The sequence below is a fragment of the Streptomyces sp. NPDC043176 genome (assembly GCF_056436715.1).
Window position 1 is genome coordinate 69118 of the sequence record NZ_JBWKCA010000023.1, and the last position, 14058, is coordinate 83175.

At 68.6% G+C, this 14058-nt stretch carries 24 protein-coding genes; 23 read left to right on the forward strand and 1 reads right to left on the reverse strand.

Going from position 1 to position 14058, the window contains the following annotated elements:
- Window positions 1-18 precede the first annotated feature (18 nt).
- The 5 genes from AC067A_RS30205 (at window position 19) to AC067A_RS30225 (ending at window position 2249) form a co-directional block, all read left to right on the forward strand.
- Window positions 19-156, forward strand: a complete 138-nt coding sequence (locus AC067A_RS30205; RefSeq protein WP_479245799.1) for a hypothetical protein — start codon at window positions 19-21, stop codon at window positions 154-156.
- A gap of 127 nt (window positions 157-283) precedes the next feature.
- The gene (locus AC067A_RS30210) at window positions 284-523 is read left to right on the forward strand and encodes a helix-turn-helix domain-containing protein (protein WP_479245800.1); all 240 of its coding nucleotides are present in this window, start codon (window positions 284-286) and stop codon (window positions 521-523) included.
- A 31-nt stretch (window positions 524-554) separates the two neighbouring features.
- Window positions 555-1001, forward strand: coding sequence for a hypothetical protein (locus AC067A_RS30215; protein ID WP_479245802.1), 447 nt, complete (start codon window positions 555-557; stop codon window positions 999-1001).
- 33 nt (window positions 1002-1034) lie between these two features.
- Window positions 1035-1955 carry a hypothetical protein gene (locus AC067A_RS30220; protein WP_479245804.1) on the forward strand — a complete coding sequence of 307 codons (921 nt, stop codon included), beginning with the start codon at window positions 1035-1037 and terminating at the stop codon, window positions 1953-1955.
- 9 nt (window positions 1956-1964) lie between these two features.
- Window positions 1965-2249 (forward strand): hypothetical protein, encoded by a 285-nt coding sequence (locus AC067A_RS30225; RefSeq protein ID WP_479245806.1) that lies wholly within the window; start codon window positions 1965-1967, stop codon window positions 2247-2249.
- A gap of 8 nt (window positions 2250-2257) precedes the next feature.
- On the opposite strand, the gene AC067A_RS30230 is transcribed toward AC067A_RS30225, so the two are convergent.
- Window positions 2258-2479: a hypothetical protein gene (locus AC067A_RS30230; protein ID WP_479245808.1), complete on the reverse strand. Its 222-nt coding sequence runs from the start codon at window positions 2477-2479 to the stop codon at window positions 2258-2260.
- A gap of 410 nt (window positions 2480-2889) precedes the next feature.
- Here AC067A_RS30230 and AC067A_RS30235 point away from each other — a divergent pair, with 410 nt between their 5' ends.
- The 18 genes from AC067A_RS30235 to AC067A_RS30320 all read left to right on the forward strand — a co-directional run bounded on the left by AC067A_RS30235 (window position 2890) and on the right by AC067A_RS30320 (window position 14057).
- A complete protein-coding gene (locus tag AC067A_RS30235) occupies window positions 2890-3153 on the forward strand; it encodes a hypothetical protein (RefSeq protein ID WP_479245810.1) in 264 nt (87 codons plus the stop codon).
- A gap of 301 nt (window positions 3154-3454) precedes the next feature.
- A complete protein-coding gene (locus AC067A_RS30240; RefSeq protein ID WP_479245812.1) occupies window positions 3455-4081 on the forward strand; it encodes a hypothetical protein in 627 nt (208 codons plus the stop codon).
- Entirely contained in the window at window positions 4081-4290 is a 210-nt protein-coding gene (locus AC067A_RS30245; RefSeq protein WP_479245814.1) for a hypothetical protein, read from the forward strand. Before AC067A_RS30240 ends, AC067A_RS30245 begins: the two co-directional genes overlap by 1 nt.
- 31 nt (window positions 4291-4321) lie before the next feature.
- Window positions 4322-5842 carry a hypothetical protein gene (locus AC067A_RS30250; RefSeq protein ID WP_479245816.1) on the forward strand — a complete coding sequence of 507 codons (1521 nt, stop codon included), beginning with the start codon at window positions 4322-4324 and terminating at the stop codon, window positions 5840-5842.
- Window positions 5843-5857: 15 nt separating this feature from the next.
- Window positions 5858-7234 carry a phage portal protein gene (locus tag AC067A_RS30255; protein WP_479245817.1) on the forward strand — a complete coding sequence of 459 codons (1377 nt, stop codon included), beginning with the start codon at window positions 5858-5860 and terminating at the stop codon, window positions 7232-7234.
- Window positions 7235-8242, forward strand: coding sequence for a VG15 protein (locus AC067A_RS30260; RefSeq protein ID WP_479245819.1), 1008 nt, complete (start codon window positions 7235-7237; stop codon window positions 8240-8242).
- Between the two features lie 48 nt (window positions 8243-8290).
- The gene (locus AC067A_RS30265; RefSeq protein ID WP_479245821.1) at window positions 8291-8830 is read left to right on the forward strand and encodes a hypothetical protein; all 540 of its coding nucleotides are present in this window, start codon (window positions 8291-8293) and stop codon (window positions 8828-8830) included.
- A gap of 58 nt (window positions 8831-8888) precedes the next feature.
- Complete coding sequence (locus AC067A_RS30270; protein ID WP_479245823.1) at window positions 8889-9851, forward strand: phage major capsid protein; 963 nt, start codon at window positions 8889-8891, stop codon at window positions 9849-9851.
- A gap of 25 nt (window positions 9852-9876) precedes the next feature.
- The gene (locus AC067A_RS30275) at window positions 9877-10287 is read left to right on the forward strand and encodes a hypothetical protein (RefSeq protein ID WP_479245825.1); all 411 of its coding nucleotides are present in this window, start codon (window positions 9877-9879) and stop codon (window positions 10285-10287) included.
- A gap of 9 nt (window positions 10288-10296) precedes the next feature.
- Window positions 10297-10554: a hypothetical protein gene (locus AC067A_RS30280; RefSeq protein ID WP_479245826.1), complete on the forward strand. Its 258-nt coding sequence runs from the start codon at window positions 10297-10299 to the stop codon at window positions 10552-10554.
- Window positions 10555-10569: 15 nt separating this feature from the next.
- Window positions 10570-11151, forward strand: a complete 582-nt coding sequence (locus AC067A_RS30285; RefSeq protein WP_479245828.1) for a hypothetical protein — start codon at window positions 10570-10572, stop codon at window positions 11149-11151.
- Window positions 11148-11555: a DUF6093 family protein gene (locus AC067A_RS30290; RefSeq protein WP_479245830.1), complete on the forward strand. Its 408-nt coding sequence runs from the start codon at window positions 11148-11150 to the stop codon at window positions 11553-11555. The genes AC067A_RS30285 and AC067A_RS30290 overlap by 4 nt, the downstream gene beginning before the upstream one ends.
- Window positions 11552-11941, forward strand: a complete 390-nt coding sequence (locus AC067A_RS30295) for a hypothetical protein (protein ID WP_479245832.1) — start codon at window positions 11552-11554, stop codon at window positions 11939-11941. The genes AC067A_RS30290 and AC067A_RS30295 overlap by 4 nt, the downstream gene beginning before the upstream one ends.
- 35 nt (window positions 11942-11976) lie before the next feature.
- Entirely contained in the window at window positions 11977-12348 is a 372-nt protein-coding gene (locus AC067A_RS30300; protein ID WP_479245833.1) for a hypothetical protein, read from the forward strand.
- A gap of 9 nt (window positions 12349-12357) precedes the next feature.
- Entirely contained in the window at window positions 12358-12687 is a 330-nt protein-coding gene (locus tag AC067A_RS30305; RefSeq protein ID WP_479245835.1) for a hypothetical protein, read from the forward strand.
- Window positions 12688-12754: 67 nt separating this feature from the next.
- Window positions 12755-13234, forward strand: coding sequence for a phage tail tube protein (locus tag AC067A_RS30310; RefSeq protein ID WP_479245837.1), 480 nt, complete (start codon window positions 12755-12757; stop codon window positions 13232-13234).
- The gene (locus AC067A_RS30315) at window positions 13234-13752 is read left to right on the forward strand and encodes a hypothetical protein (RefSeq protein WP_479245839.1); all 519 of its coding nucleotides are present in this window, start codon (window positions 13234-13236) and stop codon (window positions 13750-13752) included. Before AC067A_RS30310 ends, AC067A_RS30315 begins: the two co-directional genes overlap by 1 nt.
- Window positions 13753-13772: 20 nt before the next feature.
- Window positions 13773-14057, forward strand: a complete 285-nt coding sequence (locus AC067A_RS30320) for a hypothetical protein (RefSeq protein WP_479245841.1) — start codon at window positions 13773-13775, stop codon at window positions 14055-14057.
- Window position 14058 lies beyond the last annotated feature (1 nt).

The window sequence follows — 14058 nt, forward strand, 5'->3', positions numbered from 1 at the left end:
TAAGGAGAAACTGAATCCATGAGCGACAACATGCCCTGCGGAGAATCCGGCTGCTTCTGCCACGGCGGCGGACCGGAGCACGCCGACTGCGCGTGCGGATGCGACTGCCCGCGCTGCTGGGACTGCCTTCAGAAGACCGACAACTGTGACTGCTGACAGCAAGCCGGAAAGTTGAAGCTTGCAACGAACTGTCCGTGAGCGTAAGGTGTGCTTCGCTGGACACTTTGTGACTCCCGAAGGCCGCCCATGATGGGCGGCCTTTCGCGTTCCCGCGGAGGTGACCATGCCTGAAGGCCTCGCGCTCGTCGACGACGAGACCCTCGCCTACTACACGGGCCGCCCGGCCTCCACGATCCGCCGCTGGAGAGCCGAAGGGCGCATAGCCCAATACGGCAACGGGCGGGGCAAGGTCCTCTACGACGCCCACGAGTTCGTCGCTGCAGAACGAGACGAGTGGACCGGCAAGGTACTCAAGGTCGGCGGTATTCCGGAACTGATGCCCGACCACCGCAGGGCCGCATAGGCGCTAAAGCATTCACCGGAAGGAGCCGACGATGGCAAACCTCGTCTTCACGATCGCGTTGGGGCGTGTCGCGTCGCTTGCCGCCCTCCCGGCCGCCAACGACGCCCTCGTCGCCGTACCCCTCGAAGCGTCCGGCCTCGTCTCCGACGCGACGATGCGCGACTACGACGACCTCGCCTCGCTCCTGGCCGGCGCGTCCAACGAACAGACCAGCATGGGCAGGAAAACGCTCGCGTCCGTCACCGTGACTGTCGACGACACCCTCGACCGGGTCGCCGTCGACTCCGCGGACATCACCTGGACCGCCGCGTCCGGCAGCGCTGTGGGCGCCGTCGTCATCTGCTATGACCCCGACACGACCACCGGCACGGACGCGGACCTGATCCCGCTGACGAAGCACGATGTCAGCCTCACGCCCGACGGCAACAACTTCACTCTGTCCGTGGCCGACTTCTACCGCGCCACCTCCACCGCGTGACGGCCGGCTTACCGACGGGGGCGGGAGGTCGCTGTGGCCACCTTCGCTGACGACTTCAACCGCGCCGACAGTGCCGATCTGGGCGCCGGCTGGGTCGAGGTGACTGGGGACTGGTCGATCGTCTCCGGCCAGCTGTCCCCGGGCTCGACGGGCGGCACGATCATCCTGCGTGCGGCTGGCGCGATGGACAGCAGCGACCACTCGGCGCAGGTCACGATCGCCGCCACCACCGCGGCGAGCCACGGCGTATGGTGCCGCGGCAACTCGGGCATCAGCAACGGCTACTTGTGGCGCAACGACGGCGCCGAGTGGACGCTCTTCAGCGTCGTCTCCGGCACCTTCAACGTCATCGGCAGCTACGCGGCAGCCGCAGCACCGGGCGACGTCGCGAAGATCCAGGCGGTCGGGTCGACGATCAAGGGGTACGTCAACGGGATCGAGCGCGTCTCCGTCACCGACACGACAGTCGCCTCGGGCACCAGCGTCGGCCTCCGCGCCATCTCCTCCAGCGCCATCCGCTTCGACGACTTCACCGCTGGTGACGTGACCGCCGGCGTCGCCCTCATTGCAGCCGCGGAGACCGACGCAGCCCAATCACTGGCCGGCAGCAAGACGACAGCACTCGGCATCACACTGGAGGCCGACGGCGCGCAGACCCTCACCGGGGCCAAGGCGGCGCTGCTGCTGGCCGCGGCGACAGGCGAGACCGCACAAGCCCTCACCGCCTCCACGAGCCGCAGCCTCACTGCGGCCGGCGCCAGCGAGACGGCCCAGCCGCTGACCGGCGGCAAGACCGCCGTGCTCGGCGTCGCCGTCGAGACCAGCACCGCACGGTCACTCACCACAGAGGACGGCCAAGGCATCGACACCGTCACCGTCGGAACACCCCACAGCCTGTGGGCAGCCGGACGGACGCGTACACCTGCCTGGACCGCCGGCACTCCACGGACGTAAGGGGGCCCGGTGGACCGCAGCAGCCTCGAAGAGCTCCTCACCCCCATCACCTCCACCGACGACCCCACGTCGTACAGCGTCCGCGTCGCCGTCCTCGCTGACGGCGCGCGCCCGGAGGCCAGCGACTGGCACGACGCCGAGTGGCAGACCGTTGACGGCACCCCGCACGCCAGCATCCTCGTCGGCCCAGGCGGCGCCGTAGAGCTCGACCCTGGCGCCTACAGAACCTGGGTAGAGATCACCGCCCCGCCGGAGAAACCGGTCCTGTCCAGTCAGCGCTTCTACGTCACCTGAGGTCCAGCTCAGCTCGCCTTGCGGCGCCAGGGCCGGTTCGGGTCGCGCTCAGAGTCAGCCGGCTCGTCCGACTTCCCTCGGCCGGCTGTGGCAACCCCTACACACAGCAGGATGAGCCCACCGATGAACATCGGCAGCACGGCGAACCGCGCGATCGCACCGATGATCAGCAGCGCAAGGCCGACAGCCGCCAACCCCCGTGCCCAGTCAGGCTTCTGCTGCTCGGCCATCACCACTCCCTCGCTCGTCGAGGGCCACACGCTACGCCGATGGAGGTGACCGTCGTGGCCAGACGAGCAGGATGGCGAGTGTGTTCGACACCCGGCTGCCCCGACTACACCGACCAGGGCGGCCGCTGCCCGGACCACAGGCAGCAGGCCGAGACCAAGCGCGGTACAGCCAGGCAGCGGGGCTACGACCGCGGGCATGAGGCGACGTTCAGGCCGGCCGTGCTGGCGCGGGACCCGGTGTGCGTGCTGTGCAGCACGGCTCCCTCGGTCCACGCCGACCACCACCCGCTCAGTCGGCGCGAGCTCGTCGAGCAGGGCCTCGACCCCAACGACCCGCGGCATGGTCGTGGGCTGTGCGGCCCGTGCCACAGCCGCGAGACAGCACGGCACCAACCCGGAGGGTGGAACCAGTGAGCGGCTGGGACGAGAACGCCGAGGCCCCCACCCGGACCATCGGCGACGTCATCGACAGCCTCGGCATCGAGGCCACCGTCCGCGAGGGCGAGCTTGTCGCGGCAGCCATCGTGCTGCTCAAGGTGATCGAGGACAACGGCGACACCCGGCTCAGCCTGACCTACAGCGAGGGCCTCGGATGGATCGAGCGAGCCGGCATGCTGCGCGTGGCCGAGACCCTGGAGACCGGGTCGGCAGCCGCTCCGAGAGGCGACGACTGACAGGCCGCCGTGGTCAGCCAAGCGACCACGGACCCTGGCCGGCACCGAGGGGCCTAACTGCCCCGTCCGTCCGGCTGGCCGGCGGCTCCCGCCGGGTGTCCAGCTGGCCGCCTGCCTGTCACACACCGTGAACGACCCCCTGGGGAGGGGCCCCCTCGGCGGCCAGCTGACGGACCGCCGGGGAGGGCGCTCGGGCTGAGTACGGGTCTGGGAGGCCCATGATCACTACCCGGCATGACACAGCGTGACCCACGGGCCGACTGCAACGGCTGGCCCTGACGTGCCGCAACGGCGCGAGGAGATGATCACGATGGCAGGTATGGGACCCCCTCCCAAGCCGGCCGGGGAACGACGCCGGCGCAACGCCACCGTGTCGATGACCCGACTGCCGGCAGGTGGCCGCACAGGTGAACCGCCACGCTGGCCGCTGAGGGAAGACATCATCACGGCCGCCAAGCGCGATATGGCGCAGCGTCAGGCCGACGAACTGGAACTGCGACTGCTCGAGCCTGACCTCACCGGGCGAGAGAAGAGCGCCGTGCAGCGAAAGCTCGACGCGGCGCAGTCTTCCGCGTTGATCCTCGACAAGCAGCTTGAGGCGCAGGCGGCTCTGGAGTGCGAACTGTGGACCGACCTGTGGGCGACCCCGCAGGCCGTCGCCTGGGAGCGGCTGGGGTGGACTCGAGAGGTCGCCCAGTACGTCCGGTGGAAGGTGCAGGCGGAGCTCGGGGACTTGGATGCGTCAAAGGAGGCACGACAGCTTTCCGACAGGCTGGGCTTGTCGCCTCTGTCCATGCTCCGGCTCCGCTGGGAAGTGGCGGCCGACGAGGTTGCCGACCAGCGCCAAGAGCGAGCGGCCCGATCCGTAAAGCGCACGCCGCAGCAACGGCTGCGGGTCGTAGATGCAGACGCGGCTGGAGGTTCCTGATGGCGCAGGTCGTGATCGTAGAACCGGGCGACATCCTGGTCTTCGGCAGTCAGGCCGGCTTCGATGAAGAGCGGCTGGCACCGTTGATGGAGAAGCTCAAAGCTCTCCTCGATGTTCCGTTGATTGTGGTGATGGACAACCCAGTCGACCTCGGAGTCGTGCGGCGGCAGCTCGTAGAGGGCGGCGCCGATGCCGTGGCGGGGACCTGACCACGCTGGCGAGTTCCCCACGCTGGGATGGATGGTTGGCGAGTGGATCGAGGCGCACTGCGTCATTCCTGACGGCGACCAGATCGGCGACCCGTACCTGCTGACCGACGAGATGTGGCGCTTCCTGGCCTGGCACTACCGGCTACGGGAGGACGCCTCCGAGGAAGGCTGGCGCTCCGCTTGGTCCTACCGTCGCTCGCAGCTGGTCCGCCCCCAGAAGTGGGGGAAGGGGCCGCTGACGTGCGCCATGGTGTGTGCCGAGGCCGCTGGACCGGTCCGTTTCGCTGGCTGGGACGCGGCCGGGGAGCCGGTCGGGCGGCCATGGGAGACGCCGTGGATCCAGATTGCGGCGACCTCCGAGGACCAGACGGACAACGTCTATCGGGCCTTGGTCCCGATGATCGACGAGGGTCCTCTGTCCGACTTGATCCCGGACACCGGGGAGACTCGCATCAACGTCCCGGGCGGCGGCCGTATCGAGCCGGTGACGAGCTCGGGACGGGCCCGCCTCGGCCAGCGCATCACCTTCGCCGTGCAGGACGAGACGCACTCGTGGCTGGAGGCGAACGGCGGTTGGAAGCTCGCGGAGACCCAGCGCCGGAACCTCTCCGGCACGGGTGGCCGCGCGGTGGAGACCACGAACGCCTGGGATCCGTCCGAGCAGTCGGTGGCCCAGCGAACCGCGGAAGCGTCCGTGAAGGACGTGTACCGCGATCACCGGATCCCGGCGCCGGCATCGCTCGCGAACAAACGGGAGCGGCACAGGGCTCTAAAGACTGCCTACGGCGACTCATCCGTACTCGCAGGCGGCTGGGTTGATCTCGACCGCATCGACGGCGAGCTTGTGGAGATCGCCGAGAAGGATCCGGCGCAGGCGGAGCGGTTCTACCTGAACCGTATCGTCGCCGGTACGGGTGCCTACATCGACGGCGACCGCTGGGATCTGCTTCGCGAGGAGCGCGAGGTTCCTGCGGGCGCCGCTGTGACACTCGGTTTCGATGGTTCTGACATCGATGACTGGACCGGCATCCGGCTGGAGACCCTGGACGGGTTCCAGTTCACGCCGGTCTACGGGCCCGACCGGCTGCCGACCGTGTGGAATCCGAAGGACTGGGGCGGCCAGGTGCCGCGCCTGGAGGTCATGGCAGCGTTCGACGAGGTGTTCTCGACGTACAACGTGGTCCGTGCGTACCTGGACCCGCCGTACTGGGAATCCGAGGTCGACACGCTCGCTGAGAAGCATGGAGAGAAGGTCGTCACCCGCTGGTACACGAACCGCGTTGCGCAGATGCACGGCGCAGCTGAGCGGCTTGCCACGGACGTGTCGAAGAAGGACTCGGCTCTCCGGCATGACGGCTGCCAGTGGGCGGCCCAGCATCTGCGGAACATGCGTAAGGGGGCCCGCCCGGCCGGACGGTACGTCCTGAAGAAGGCGTCCGAGGCTCAGAAGATCGACCTCGGGATGTGCTCAATCCTCGCCCACGAAGCAGCCGGCGACGCTATCGCCGCCGGCCAGGCCAAGACCAAGAGGCGCCGCGCCCGCGGCTTCTGACCGAGAGGGGGCCTCATGCCTCAGCCCCCCAAGGTGCAGTCGCCGGAGTGGTGGCGCGACCGCCTGTACGCCGCGCTGTGTAAGCGGACGGCGGAGACGAACGTCTTCGACGACTACTACGAATGCGAGCATCCGCTGCCGTTCCTGCACGAGAAGGCCCGGGATCCGTTCCGGCGGCTGCTGCGCATGTCGAGGGCGAACTACATGGAGCTCGTGGTCGACGCGCTGGTCGGCCGCCTGGAGGTGGCCGGCTTCCAGTCGGACGTCGAGGGCAAGGCGGACAAGCGGGCTTGGCAGTTGTGGCAGGACAACAACCTTGACAGCGGCAGCCAGCTCGGCTTCCTGGAGGCGGCTATCCGGGGCAACGCGTACCTCATGGTGTCGCCTCCGGAAGGGCGCCAGAAGGACTTCCGGATCACGCCCGAGCACCCCACGCAGGTGATCACGGAGGCCATGCCGGGCTCGGCGTATGAGCTGGCTGCTGCCCTGAAGTTGTGGATGGATGAGTGGACGGCGAATCTCTGCTGCACGCTCTACCTGCCGGGCAACATCTACAAATTCGATGCGCCGGAGCCCAAGACAGGAGGCAAGCCAGTCTGGCGGCGCCGCGAGGTGGCCGGCGAGGAGTGGGGCGGCAAGAACGCTCTGGGCGAGGTCCCGTTCGGGGAACTCGCCAACCGACCGCGGATGCTGAAGCCCGGTGCCAGCGAGCTTCGTTCGGTGACGGGCATCCAGGACCGGATCAACAAGACGATCGCCGACCGGATGATGACCCAGGAGTTCGCCGCGTTCCCGCAGAAGTGGGTGACCGGCATGGAGATCCCGGTCGACGAGAACGGCCAGGACATCGAGCCCTTCGACGTCGCGGTCAACAAGATCCTCATCGCCGAGGAGAACGGCGCCAAGTTCGGCCAGTTCGCCGCCGCGGACCTGAGCGGCTACCTGAAGGGCAAGGAAGCCGACGTCCACGACATCGCCGCGATCACATCGACGCCGCCGCACTACCTGCTCGGTTCCATGGTGAACCTGTCTGCCGAGGCCCTCAAGGCCGCCGAGGCGGGCCTGATCCACAAGATCTACCAGCGGCGACGGTTCCTCGAGGAGGGCCTGGAGGAGACGATGCGGCTGGCGGGGATCGCCTCGTCGCAGGCCCGCATCGTCTGGAAGTCACCCGAGTGGCGGACCGAGGGTGAACTCGTCGACGCCCTGGTGAAGATGAGCACGCTCGGCGTCCCGCGCGAAGTCCTGTGGGAACGCTGGGGCGCCACCCCACAGGAGATCGAGCGCTGGCGCCTTCTCAACGAGCAGGCACTGGAGCGCGCGATGGCGGGTGACCTGGCAGCGGAGTACGGGCCCAAGCCTGGTGCCGAGCCCGATCTGCCGGAGCTGTAGGTGGCGTCCGATCCGGCCGAGGTGGCGCTGGCCTACTACGTGCGGCAGCAGCGGATCGTCCGCCGCACCGCGGACCAGGTCCAGGCGACGTGGCGGCTACTGGACCCGCGAGACTGGGACGCGTCCTGGCAGTACGTGGTGTCCACGGGGCTTGTTGGCACTGTCACGGCAGGCCAGAAGGAAGCAGCCGCGCACTCGGACGCCTATGTTGCCGCGGTCATCGCGGCGGACGGACTGGACTCGGATCCGGCCGGGAAGCTCGATCCGCTTGCCTTCGCTGGGGCGGCGTCGGATGGCCGGCCGCTGAAGTCGCTGTTCTACGAGTCCGTCCTGGAGGCGAAGTGGCTTCTGGAGGAGGTCGGCCAGTCCGAGATCGATGCGATGATCGGCGGCCTGGAGAAGCTCCTCAAGGCGGCGTCCACTCAGGTGGCCGACGCTGGACGCACGGCGACCGGGGCGTCGCTCGCGGGGAACCGGACGATCAACGGCTACATCCGGGTGGTGAACCCGCCGGCATGTGCCAGGTGCCTCATCCTGGCCGGTAAAGAGTTCGGCTGGAACGCGGGTTTTCAGCGGCACCCGAAGTGCGACTGCGTCCACATGCCGGCCCGGCTCATCGCCCGCGGCCGGCATCACCCCGGGGCCTTCGACGCCAAGACCTACTTCAACGGCCTGTCCGCCGCAGAGCAGAACCGGATCTTCACCAACGCTGGCGCGCAGGCCATCCGGGACGGCGCCGACATCGGTAGCGTCGTCAACGCCCGACGCGGCATGTACACCGCGGACGCCTACGGCCAGAAGGTGCGAGCTACCCGAGACTCGGCGACCCGCCGCGGCGCCTGGTACCGCCAGGAGCGGCAGCGTGCCATCGAACGCGGCCTGGTGCCGCGCTCCGGCCGCGGCTTCCGGCTTACGAGCCCGCGCCTGCTGCCGGAAGAGATCTACCGCTTGGCCGGCAGCCGCAGTGAGGCCCTCGCCATGCTGCGCCGCTTCGGCTATCTGACCTGACCGCGCGGAACGCGCGGTCGACCACCTATCCCGAAACGGGAGTCCTTCATGTCCGAACCCATCTCCGAAACTCCTGCCGCCCCGGCCTCGGAAGCGCCCGCAACGGGCCCGGAGCCCACAGCGGAGGAGCGTCTCGCGGCTCTCGAAGCCGAGCGCGACAAGTGGCAGTCGCTGTCCCGCAAGCAGGAGGAGCGGGCCAAGGCGAACGCCGACAAGGCCAAGCGATTCGACGAGCTGGAGGCCGCCTCGAAGACCGAGGCGGAGAAGCTCGCCGAACGGGCCACAGCAGCCGAAGGCAAGGCGACCGCTCTGGTGCAGCGAGCCGTCAGGGCCGAGGTGAAGGCCCTGGCCGCCAAGGGCTTCGCCGATCCGTCCGACGCGGCCGCCTTCCTGAACCTGGGCGACTACGTCGACGACGCCGGCGACATCGACGAGAAGGCCATCGAGAAGGACCTCGCGGACCTCCTCAAGCGCAAGCCGCACCTCGCCAAGGAAGCGGCTCCGCCCTCGTTCGACGGCGGAGCCCGCCGCTCGGCCGACAAGCCCACCTCCATGAACGACCTGATCCGCCAGAAGGCGGCCAAGTAACCATCTCCGGCCCGGCTTGATCCGGCCGGCCATTCCCAAGGAAGGCAGGCACGAAGCCGTGGCCTACAACAACCTCACCTCGCGGACCGACGCCGCAGCCCTCATCCCCGAAGAGGTCTCCAAGGAGATGCTCGGCAAGGCTGTCGAGGACTCCGCAGCCCTGAAGCTGTTCAAGCGGATCCCGGTGGCCCGCGGCCAGCTCCGCCTGCCGGTCCTGTCGGCCCTCCCGGTCGCCTACTGGGTGTCCGGCGACACCGGCCTGAAGCAGACCACCGAGGTCAACTGGGCGAACAAGTTCCTGAACATCGAGGAGATGGCGACGATCGTCCCGTTCCCCGACAACGTCCTCGCCGACACCGACGCGGACCTGTGGGACGAGGCCGAGCCGCTGGTCCGGGAGGCTTTCGGCCGCCTGCTGGACTCCACGATCTTCTTCGGGACGAACGCGCCCAGCTCCTTCCCGACGAACATCCTCGCCGCGGCCACCGCGGCCGGGAACAGCGTCAACGAGGGATCCACCGCAGCCAACGGCGGGTTCTACGGCGACATCGACAACGTGTACGAGAAGGTCGAGGCCGACGGCTTCGAGGTCAACGGCTGGGTCGCCGCCACCTCGGCGAAGTCCAAGCTCCGCCGAGCCCGCGACACCCAGGGCCGCAAGCTCGACGAGGCGCGGGCTTCGGGCGACCTGCGCACCCTCGACGGGTACCCGATCGAGTACGCGATGAAGGGCCTGTTCCCTCTCGCGGGCGGCGTTGGCGTCGACGGAGTGCGTCTGTTCGGCGGCGACTGGGACGAGTTCGTCATCGGTGTCCGCTCGGACATTTCGATGAAGATCCTCGACCAGGCCGTCATCCAGGACAACACCGGCGCAATCATCTACAACCTGGCCCAGCAGGACATGACTGCGGTCCGCCTGACCTTCCGCGTCGGCTGGCAGGTCTCGAACCGAATCAACAACGAGCAGCCCACCGAGGCGTCCCGCTACCCGGTCGGCGTTCTGAAGACCGTCGGCGCCTAACCCAGCCCTCACGAAGGAGACAGACATGGCTGACACCGCCCCCTACGTGCGGGTCCTCGAGGCGGACGTACCGTCCGTCAGTACAGCCGGCAACGACGACGACACAATCGTCACGCAGGCGCCGTTCGACTGCACCGTCACGGCGGTTGAGTACGTTCCCGAGGCGGCGATCACCGGCGCTGCCACGAACCATCGGACTTTCTCTCTCGTCAACAAGGGCCAGGCCGGCAGCGGCAGTACTACGGTGGCGAGCCTCGCGTTTGACTCGGGCAGCGTCACCGCTTCCGCGAACAACGAGAAGGCGATCACCCTTTCGGGCACGGCGGCGAACCTGGTGCTTGCCGCCGGCGACACGCTGCTCTGGCGTTCGATCCACATCGGCACTGGCATCACCGACCCGGGCGGACTCGTCCGCATCACCGTCTCGCGGAACTAGGAGGCCATCATGGCTGCAGCAGGACGCAAGGATGACAGCAAGCCGGCCGGGGAGCCGCAGAACCAGCCGGTGCCCGCGGGCGACGAGGTGGCCGCCGCAGTGCAGCACGCCACCGACCAGGCGCAGGCTCAGGGTTTCTACGGCGTCGAGACCGACCCGACGCCCAACGAGCACTACACGGTCTCCGGCGTCACCGAAGGGCTGCCGACCCCGGAGACCGACAAGGACGCGGCGGCCGACGCGCGCCGGGCCGCCGGCCTGCTCTGACGGGAGGAGGCCACCGTGATTCCCCCTCCCTTTGCCACGGTGGCCGATCTCGCCGCCGCCACACAGTCCGAACCCAACGCTGGTTCCGCTGAGCTGGCCCTGGCGTCCGCGTCAGCGATCATCCGCAGTTGGACGAAGCAGACCATCACCCGTGTCGTCGATGACATCGTGACCTTGCGGGTGCTGAACGAGTGCGAGCTTGTGCTCACTCAGCGCCCGGTCATCTCCGTGTCGCAGGTCAGGGTGAACACTCTGGTGCTTCAGGACTGGGTGCTTTCTGGCGACCGGCTTCTGCGGACGGGCGGCTGGCGGCGCCTCCCGGGGACGACCACCTACCCGGATCCGGGCCTCGTGGAGGTGACGTACACCCACGGCTACGAGCAGGTCCCTGACGACGTCCGCGCTGTCTGTCTCGACCTGGCCGCCATGACTCTGACCAACCCGCGGGGGCTGCGCGAGTCCGAGCGTCAGATCGACGACTGGCGCCAGCGCGACGTGTACGCCACGGAGACGCTGGGGTCGGGGACGCTCTCGGATGCGCACAAGGAGATGCTGGCGAGCTACCGGCGCCGCATCGGAACGGTGGGCCTGCGGTGAGCGAGCTCGAAGCTGCTCTCGCCGCCGGTCGGGCCGCTGCCGCAGAGTTGCGGCGGGAAACAATCACGCTGTATCGGCCGGGGAGCTCGGCTTTCGACTGGGACACGGGCACGGACGGCTCCGCTACTCCGCTGACGCTCTACTCGGGCCCTGCGCGCGTGAAACCCGTGGCCCGCTCGCGCGGCGAAGAGGTCGAGGCGGGCGAGGTCAACGTCACGCTCCGCGAGTACACGGTGTCCCTGCCCTGGGATGCTGTGGCGAGCGAGCGGCCGGCGATCGGCGACCTCGTCGATGTGACCGCGTCCCCGGACGGCCGCATGGTCGGTCTGCGACTGTGGGTGAGTGGTGTCGAGTTCAGTTCCACGGCCACGGCGTGGCGGATCTCTGCGGAGGACAGGTCATGAGCGAGATGAACGTCCGTGAACTTGTGCAGCTTGCGGCGGTGCTGCAGGAGAACCTCGCCGAGGCCGAGCCGCAGATGGTGGCAGTCGTTACCCGCGGCGCGTTCAACGTGAAGAACGCCTGGAGGGCCAATGCGATCGCCTCGTCGGGCCGGCATGCGCGCCGCTACCCGTACAGCGTCGGCTACGACGTGACGCCCATTCCGGGCGGCGCGACCGCCGAGGTCGGCCCGGACAAGGGCAAGGCGCAGGGCCCTCTCGGTAACCTGCTCGAGTTCGGCTCATCGAAGAATCCGCCGCACAACGACGGCGGGCGGGCTCTGATCACCGAAGCGCCAGCTTTCGAGGCCCATGTAGCTGCGCTGGTTGAGCGTCTGGGGCCCGCCTAGTGGCCGCCCCAGACATCAAGCCGCATCTCGACGCCGTGATAGCAGCACTCACGGCAGGGGGCCTGGTCGTCGGGGACGGCGTCGCCCCACCCGCTGCATCGATCCCCGCGAACGGCGTTTACGTGGTGCTGTATGCCGACCCGGGCCAGTCGGTGCGCGAGTCCCTGGCGGATGCCCGCACGGACTTCCGGCTCGGCTTCCAGCTGACGTGCGTGGCGCCGACGGCGGAGAAGGCCCGCTGGGCTGCCCAGCGGGCCCGCATGGCCCTGCACGTGCCGCTGACGGTGGCGGGCCGGACAGCCTGGCGGCCGGAGGAGCTGGGCGGGCCTCCAGTGCAGCGCGATGACGACGTCTCCCCGCCCGTGTTCTTCCTGCCTGTCCAGTACATCCTGCAGTCCACGTCCTAGGAGATCGTCATGCCTCTGCTCGCCCAGCAGGCCGTCGCGCTGAGCGGCCTCACCCCCTCGTACTCGGCCGCCGTCGCATCCACCACGGTGACGTGCGGTGAACGTTCCTTCCTGCACGTCAAGAACACGGCCGGCTCGTCCATGACGGTCACCCTGACCTCGACGGCCAGGGTCCGCGGCCAGCTCGCCGCCGACGTGGTGGTCACCGTGCCCGCGACCACCGGAGACAAGCTCATCGGCCCGATCACCAGCGACCTCTTCGCCGGCGTCTCGGACGGGACGTGTGCCGTCACCTACTCGTCCACCACGAACGTGACCGTCGCGAACCTCGTCATCTGACCTCGCCCCACCACCTCTCGCCCGGCCCCTTCTGGGGCTTTTTTCATGCCCCGAGGAGGGCCGCCCCATGGCTGACCTGATCAACGATGGCAAGACCCGGGTCTACTGGGTCCCGTCCATCTCCAACATCAACGCCCCGACCACGACCGAGCTGAACGCCGGCTCGGACTACACGCAGCGCATCACCCCGGACGGGCTGAAGCTCGACCCGAGCACCGCCGACGTCGACACCTCCTCGCTCGCCAGCACCTTCGACACCAAGACCGTCGGCCGCGTCGGCTTCGACGTCGAGGTGACCTTCAAGCGCGGAGACACCGGACCCGAGGACCTGCCGTACACGACCCTGAAGTACGGCGTCTCCGGCTACCTCGCGGTCCGCCGCGGCGTCGCCTACGCCACCGCCTGGGCAGCCGGCCAGAAGGCTGAGGTCTACCCGATCACCTGCGGCGAGCCGCAGAACGTGTCCCCGGCGGCGAACGAGGTCATGAAGTTCGTCTCGCCGATGAAGGTGACGTCGGCCCCGGCGACCGCGGCGACGGTGGCCTGATGCCCGACATCTCCGAAATCCTTAAGAAGGCGCGCCGCCGTCAGAAGTCCGTGCACCTGTGCCTCGCCGGCGACCTGGTCGCGGAGCTGGAGGAGCTGGAGCGGCAGCTCAACGACGCCGGCGACGCCTGGTCGCCGGACAGCCTGGCCGCCACGGATCCCCGTGTCGCGCTGACGAAGAAGGTCGCTGCGGCCCGCGACAAGGTCCGCAAGAGCTACACCGAGTTCCGCTTCCAGGCGCTCGGCGACAAGCGTTGGTCTGACCTTCTTGCCGAGCATCCCGCCAAGGAGAAGGGCCATGCCTGGGACCCGGAGACGTTCCCGAAGGCCCTGATCGCGGCCTGCGCCGTGGAGCCGGAGATGCTGCCCGAGCAGGTCGGTGAGCTGTTCGAGGTTCTCAACGAGGGTCAGCGGACCCAGCTGTTCCAGTGCGCCTTCGACGTGAACAACGAGGCACCCGGCATCCCTTTCTCGCTGAGCGCCTCCGGGATCCTGGAAGCCCTCACCGCAGAGAGGTAGAGACGGCCCGAGCCTGGGGCGTGCCGCGTTCCGTCTTCATGGGCCGCGTCGTCGCCCCAGGCGAGCCGCTGTGGCTCGACGAGGACCGGACCTGGGCTCTGGCGCTGGCCCAGGTCGAGCGCGACTCATGCCCCGAGTGCGGTCAGCCGTGGGCCGAGGCATCGCACCAGGACAACGAGTTCCACTACGAAGCCGAGTTGATCCGCTGTCACGCCTGCTCTACCGGGGCGAAAGCGTTGCACGCCTACCAGGAGTCGGGCGGGAACGCCCGCGGCCTGCACGTCTCTGTCATGAAGAGGGGGTAAG

Coding starts and splice junctions, on each gene's coding strand:
- AC067A_RS30205 (WP_479245799.1), top strand. CDS start 19: ATGAGCGACAACATGCCCTGCGGAGAATCCGGCTGCTTCTGCCACGGC.
- AC067A_RS30210 (WP_479245800.1), top strand. CDS start 284: ATGCCTGAAGGCCTCGCGCTCGTCGACGACGAGACCCTCGCCTACTAC.
- AC067A_RS30215 (WP_479245802.1), top strand. CDS start 555: ATGGCAAACCTCGTCTTCACGATCGCGTTGGGGCGTGTCGCGTCGCTT.
- AC067A_RS30230 (WP_479245808.1), bottom strand. CDS start 2,479: ATGGCCGAGCAGCAGAAGCCTGACTGGGCACGGGGGTTGGCGGCTGTC.
- AC067A_RS30240 (WP_479245812.1), top strand. CDS start 3,455: ATGATCACGATGGCAGGTATGGGACCCCCTCCCAAGCCGGCCGGGGAA.
- AC067A_RS30245 (WP_479245814.1), top strand. CDS start 4,081: ATGGCGCAGGTCGTGATCGTAGAACCGGGCGACATCCTGGTCTTCGGC.
- AC067A_RS30250 (WP_479245816.1), top strand. CDS start 4,322: ATGGTTGGCGAGTGGATCGAGGCGCACTGCGTCATTCCTGACGGCGAC.
- AC067A_RS30255 (WP_479245817.1), top strand. CDS start 5,858: ATGCCTCAGCCCCCCAAGGTGCAGTCGCCGGAGTGGTGGCGCGACCGC.
- AC067A_RS30265 (WP_479245821.1), top strand. CDS start 8,291: ATGTCCGAACCCATCTCCGAAACTCCTGCCGCCCCGGCCTCGGAAGCG.
- AC067A_RS30275 (WP_479245825.1), top strand. CDS start 9,877: ATGGCTGACACCGCCCCCTACGTGCGGGTCCTCGAGGCGGACGTACCG.
- AC067A_RS30280 (WP_479245826.1), top strand. CDS start 10,297: ATGGCTGCAGCAGGACGCAAGGATGACAGCAAGCCGGCCGGGGAGCCG.
- AC067A_RS30295 (WP_479245832.1), top strand. CDS start 11,552: ATGAGCGAGATGAACGTCCGTGAACTTGTGCAGCTTGCGGCGGTGCTG.
- AC067A_RS30305 (WP_479245835.1), top strand. CDS start 12,358: ATGCCTCTGCTCGCCCAGCAGGCCGTCGCGCTGAGCGGCCTCACCCCC.
- AC067A_RS30310 (WP_479245837.1), top strand. CDS start 12,755: ATGGCTGACCTGATCAACGATGGCAAGACCCGGGTCTACTGGGTCCCG.
- AC067A_RS30315 (WP_479245839.1), top strand. CDS start 13,234: ATGCCCGACATCTCCGAAATCCTTAAGAAGGCGCGCCGCCGTCAGAAG.